This window comes from Streptomyces sparsus (genome assembly GCF_054776295.1).
The window spans coordinates 1-5278 of record NZ_BAAHCA010000291.1 but is presented as its reverse complement, the minus strand read 5'-3'; the positions used below and the strand labels follow the sequence as shown (position 1 = coordinate 5278).

The window sequence follows — 5278 nt, the reverse complement described above, 5'->3', positions numbered from 1 at the left end:
GCCCGTCGAGCGGGTGCCACGCCCCCGAGGAGCTGTGCGGCGGGCCTCAGCGCTTGGCGCGGGAGGCGGTCCTGGCGCGCTCGCGCTGGTCCAGCGCGACCTTGCGGATACGGACCGTCTCCGGGGTCACCTCGATGCACTCGTCCTCGCGGCAGAACTCCAGCGACTGCTCCAGCGAGAGGCGGCGCGGCGGCACCAGGTTCTCGGTGGTGTCGGAGGAGGCCGCACGCATGTTGGTGAGCTTCTTCTCCTTGGTGATGTTCACGTCCATGTCGTCGGAGCGCGAGTTCTCACCGACGATCATGCCCTCGTACACCTCGGTGCCGGGCTCGATGAAGATCGTGCCCCGCTCCTGGAGGTTCATCATGGCGAACGGCGTGGCCGTACCGGCGCGGTCCGCGACCAGGGAACCGCTGTGCCGGGTGCGCAGCTCGCCCACCCAGGGCTCGTGGCCCTCGGAGATGGAGTGCGCGATGCCCGTGCCGCGGGTCTCGGTGAGGAACTCGGTGCGGAAGCCGATCAGGCCGCGGGACGGCACCAGGAACTCCATGCGGACCCAGCCCGAGCCGTGGTTCGTCATGGTCTCCATGCGGCCCTTGCGGCTGGCCATCAGCTGGGTGATGGCGCCGAGGTGCTCCTCGGGGCAGTCGATGGTCATGCGCTCGATCGGCTCGTGCAGCTTGCCGTCGATCTCACGGGTGACCACCTCGGGCTTGCCGACGGTCAGCTCGAAGCCCTCCCGGCGCATCGTCTCGACCAGGATGGCCAGTGCCAGCTCACCGCGGCCCTGCACCTCCCAGGCGTCGGGGCGCTCGGTCGGCAGCACGCGCAGCGACACGTTGCCGATCAGCTCGCGGTCGAGGCGGTCCTTGACCAGCCGGGCGGTGACCTTGTGGCCCTTGCCGCCCTTGCCGACCAGCGGCGAGGTGTTGGCACCGATCGTCATCGAGATGGCCGGCTCGTCGACCTTGATGAGCGGCAGCGCGATCGGGTTCTCCGGGTCGGCGAGGGTCTCGCCGATCATGATGTCGGCGATACCGGCCACCGCGCAGATGTCACCGGGCTTGGCGACCTCGGCGGGCTTGCGGGTGAGCGCCTCCGTCATCAGCAGCTCGGTGATGCGGACCGACTGCACCGTGCCGTCCCGCTTCATCCAGGCGACGGTCTGGCCCTTGCGCAGCTCGCCCTGCTGGACGCGGCAGAGCGCGATCCGGCCGAGGAAGTTGTCCGCGTCCAGGTTGGTGACGTGCGCCTGGAGCGGTGCGTCCTCGTCGTAGACCGGGGCGGGCACGGTCTCCAGCAGCGTCGTGAAGAACGGCTCCAGGCTGTCGCTGTCGGTCGGCACGGTGCCGTCGTCGGGCTTGGTCAGCGAGGCGACGCCGTCCCGGGCGCAGGCGTAGACGATCGGGAACTCGATCTGCTCCTCGGTCGCGTCCAGGTCGAGGAACAGGTCGTACGTCTCGTCGACGACCTCCGCGATCCGCGAGTCGGGGCGGTCGGTCTTGTTGATGCACAGGATGACCGGGAGCTTCGCCTGAAGTGCCTTGCGCAGCACGAACCGGGTCTGCGGCAGCGGCCCCTCGGAGGCGTCGACCAGCAGCACCACCGCGTCCACCATCGACAGGCCTCGCTCGACCTCACCACCGAAGTCGGCGTGGCCGGGGGTGTCGATGATGTTGATGACGATGGAGTCGCCGCCACCCTTGGGGTGGTACCGGACGGCGGTGTTCTTCGCGAGAATGGTGATGCCCTTCTCGCGCTCCAGGTCGTTGGAGTCCATCATCCGGTCGTCCAGATGCTGGTGGGCCGCGAAAGCGCCTGCCTGCTTCAGCATGGCGTCGACCAGGGTCGTCTTGCCGTGGTCGACGTGCGCGACGATGGCGACGTTTCGGATGTCATTACGCGTGGGCATGCTGGCGGCGCTTCTCCCGGATCGGTGACGGCGGCGCGACCTTCTCAGTCGCGTGAGTCGCTCCCCGCCGGGCCGGTTGCCGGCCCAGGGGCCCGGGGTCCTGCCCCGGAAGACTGCAGCGGCATCGCCGCGGCCTCGACCCCCATGGTACGGCCAGGGACGCCCCCGGTCCTCACGGGCCGATTCCAAACAGCGCCGCGAGGCCGGTCCGCCCTCGGCTCCCGCCCCGCCGGGGCTCCACCGGGCGTGAGGCCCGTCACTCCTGCGGGCCGCCCCGGAGGTAGCCGATGTCCTGGTAGCGCGGCGTCTGGAACCCGAAGGCCCCGATGTTGCCGAGCCGGCTGTTCACGGCCACCAGCTGCGGCCGCTGGTAGAGCGGCACCGAACCGGCCACCGCCCACACCTGGGCGTCGATCCGCTTGATCAGGTCGCGCCGGGCGCCGTCGTCGAGTTCGGCGGCGGCCCGCTCGAAGAGCCGGTCGATCTGGTCGGTGCCCACCCGCGTGTAGTTCTGCTCGATCAGCAGCGAGCCGTCCGCGGCGGCCTCCGGTTTGGCGAAGATCGGCCGCGAGTCGGTGACCGGGTAGGCGGTGGCCGGCCACGAGTAGAGCGCCAGGTCGAAGTCACCGGACGCGACGTGGTCCCGGAAGAAGGAGTCGTCGGGGACCTCGGTCACCTTGGTGCGGACACCGACCTCCTCCAGCATGCGGGCGATCTGCCGGCCGCTGTCGCGCAGCTGCTCCGAGCCCTTGCCCGCGGGGAGCACCATGCGCAGTTCCAGTTCCTCGCCCTCCTTGACCCGCACCAGGCTGCCCTCGGCGCGCAGCAGCCCGCCGACGAAGCGGGCGAGGGCCGTGTCGGCCTCCTTGGCCCGCTTCATCGACAGGTCGGCCGCCGCCCGGCGCTTGCCGGCGTTCTTGTCGTCGGACTCCTCCGCCTCGTCCGCCGCCGCCTCGTCGGCGTAGGCGGCCTGCCGCAGCACCGCGGCGTGGCCGGTCGCGGCGCTGTGCGTCAGGCCGGTGAAGACGGGTGCGGTGACGGCGTACGGCGAACCGCCGGCCGCGTCGGAGGTGTCCCCCCCTGCGTCGGCCCGGCGGGCCCGCGCGACCGTGCCGCCCTTCCAGCCCGCCTCGGCGAGCAGCTCGGACGCCGACTCGGTGTTCGCCTCGCCGATCGCGCCGCTGTGGTCGTGGTAGCCCTCCTGGTCGTACATGCGCAGGTGGCTGCCGAGCGGCTTGGCGGGCAGTCCGGCCGGGCCCAGTACGGCCTCGGCCAGCTCGGCCCGGTCCACCGCCCGGGCGATGGCCCGCCGCACCCGTTCGTCGCGCAGCGGACCGGAGGTGGCGTTGAGTGCGAGCTGCGTCCAGGCGGGGTCGTAGGCCCGCCGCACGGTCAGTTCCCGCAGGTTGGCGCGCCGCTCGGCGGCCTTCTCCCGCGCCGCCTCCCGCTTCTCCCGCTCCGCCCGCGCCTTCTTCTCTTCCTTGTCGTCCTTCTTCTTCTCGTCCTTGCCGTCGTCCTTCTTGCCGCTCTCGTCCTTGGCGTCCCTCTCGTCCTTGTCGTCCTTGTCGTCCTTGCTCTGGTCGTCGTCCTGCTCGTCGTCCTGCGCCGCGGGGTGCTGCCGGGCCCAGGCGCGCAGTGCCTCGGCGGCGTGCGGGGCGCTGCCCAGGGGAGCGAGGAGGCGGTGGGTTCCGCTGTTCGCGGCACCGTTCCTGGCGTCGTCGGCGTCCGGGGCGGCGGTCCCCGGGGCCTCGGCGCCGCCGGCGCCGGAGCGGGCGGCCTCGGTGACGGCGTCCGCCGTCGGCTGGTCGATCTCCGCGAAGTCCAGGGTCCCGGCGGCCAGGGCCTTGCCCCGCTCCCCCCGTTCCACCGGCACCAGCCGGATCTCGTCGAGTTTGGCCTTCTCACCCCACCAGTCGGGGTTGCGTTCCAGGACGACCTGCTCCGCCTTCGGGTCGAGCTTGCCGCCCTTGAGCCGGAACGGTCCGCCGGAGACGCTCATCGTGGTGCGCGACACGTCGTTGAACGCCTTGGGCCGGTCCATCACGGACTTCGGGTACAGCGGGGTGAACAGTGCCTTCCAGTCGCTGTAGCGACGGGCGAAGGTCACCTTGACCTGGTCGGCCCCTGGCCCCTTCTCGACCTTGTGGATGCGTTCGTATCCGGCGTTGCGGGCGGTCCAGAACGCGTTGTCGGAGCCGTCGAGCGCCTTCCACTGCGCCTCGAAGTCGGCCGGGCCGATGCGTCGGCCGTCGCTCCAGCGGGCCTGCGGGTTGAGCGTGTACACCACCGTCTGCTGCGGCTCCCGGGCGACGACCTCGGCCGACTCCAGCACGTCGGTGTTCAGTTGCGGCTCGGCGCGGCCGTCCAGGGTGAACATGGCCGGCAGGGTGGCGGCCGCGATGCGGTCGGTGGCCGCGCCGGCGTCGCTCTGGAAGGTGTTGAGCGTGCTGGGCAGCGCGTCGACGGCCCAGCGCACGCTGCCCCCGTCGGCGACGCGCTCCCGCGCCACGGAGTGCACGTCCCGGGAAGCACCGCCCTTGCCCTCGTCACCGTCGGTGTCGGCGCCGCAGCCGGCCAGTACGGGCGGGAGCAGGATTCCCGCCGCCAGTACGACCGCGCAGCGGCGCGCGGCTGTGTCGATGGCTGGCATGGCTGTACACCTCCGGGAGCTGACGCCCACCCACGTACACCTTTCGGCGGCATTGGCGGCTCATCACATCTATGGATCTCCATGGAAGATGAGTGGCCCGCCGGCGGCCCGCAGACACGGCGGGGCCTGCCGGCATGCCACCCGGTTGGGTGTCCGCCGCCCGGCCGCTGACCGGTTTCCACCGGGACGGCGCGTTCCCCCGCGTGCAGCGCCCTTCCCAAGCGCCGGTGTGACGCGCGACACTCCCTTGTGCCAAGGACGCCACCACCCTCGGAGGTGGACAAGTCATGTCCCTGCACGACGAGTTGGCAGCCGCTCAGCGCTGCCTCGACGACCTTGCACGACGCCTGGCCCGGCTGGAGCAGAAGGTCGGCAGCGGCCTGGAGATCCGCCGGGTCACCACCGACGCCGCGCACCTGCGGGAGAGCCTGGCCCTGCTCGCCGAGTCGCACCCCCGGGCGCGCACCGGCTCGCCACCGCAGATGGTGATCGTCCCGGACGCCCCCTACAGCAGTGCCCTGTGGACGGACGCCGACGACGAGGGGCTGGGAGGGGACCGCCACCGGGCCCGGTGAGGCCCCTCGCGACCGCAGCACCTCCGCCGGAGTGTCTGGGAGCTTTCCGTTGGCCACTGGAACCGAACCCGCCCCGCCGACCGGCGGCGTGCACCACGGCGCCCGGGCGGCGGTGGCCGCCGACCACCTGCGCACCGACCG

General features: G+C 71.9%; 3 protein-coding genes. 1 reads left to right on the top strand and 2 read right to left on the bottom strand.

Annotated elements, in window-relative coordinates:
• Positions 1-46: 46 nt before the first annotated feature.
• Both typA and ACYVE9_RS14630 read right to left on the bottom strand, forming a co-directional pair.
• A complete protein-coding gene (typA, locus tag ACYVE9_RS14635) occupies positions 47-1912 on the bottom strand; it encodes a translational GTPase TypA (RefSeq protein WP_461028273.1) in 1866 nt (621 codons plus the stop codon).
• A gap of 256 nt (positions 1913-2168) precedes the next feature.
• Complete coding sequence (locus tag ACYVE9_RS14630; RefSeq protein ID WP_461028272.1) at positions 2169-4562, bottom strand: ABC transporter family substrate-binding protein; 2394 nt, start codon at positions 4560-4562, stop codon at positions 2169-2171.
• A gap of 287 nt (positions 4563-4849) precedes the next feature.
• On the opposite strand from ACYVE9_RS14630, the gene ACYVE9_RS14625 reads away from it, so the two are divergent.
• Positions 4850-5137, top strand: coding sequence for a hypothetical protein (locus ACYVE9_RS14625; RefSeq protein ID WP_461028271.1), 288 nt, complete (start codon positions 4850-4852; stop codon positions 5135-5137).
• Positions 5138-5278 lie beyond the last annotated feature (141 nt).

What these genes read in the sequence shown, in the direction of transcription:
- typA (WP_461028273.1), bottom strand. Translation starts at nt 1,912, where the DNA reads ATGCCCACGCGTAATGACATCCGAAACGTCGCCATCGTCGCGCACGTC.
- ACYVE9_RS14630 (WP_461028272.1), bottom strand. Translation starts at nt 4,562, where the DNA reads ATGCCAGCCATCGACACAGCCGCGCGCCGCTGCGCGGTCGTACTGGCG.
- ACYVE9_RS14625 (WP_461028271.1), top strand. Translation starts at nt 4,850, where the DNA reads ATGTCCCTGCACGACGAGTTGGCAGCCGCTCAGCGCTGCCTCGACGAC.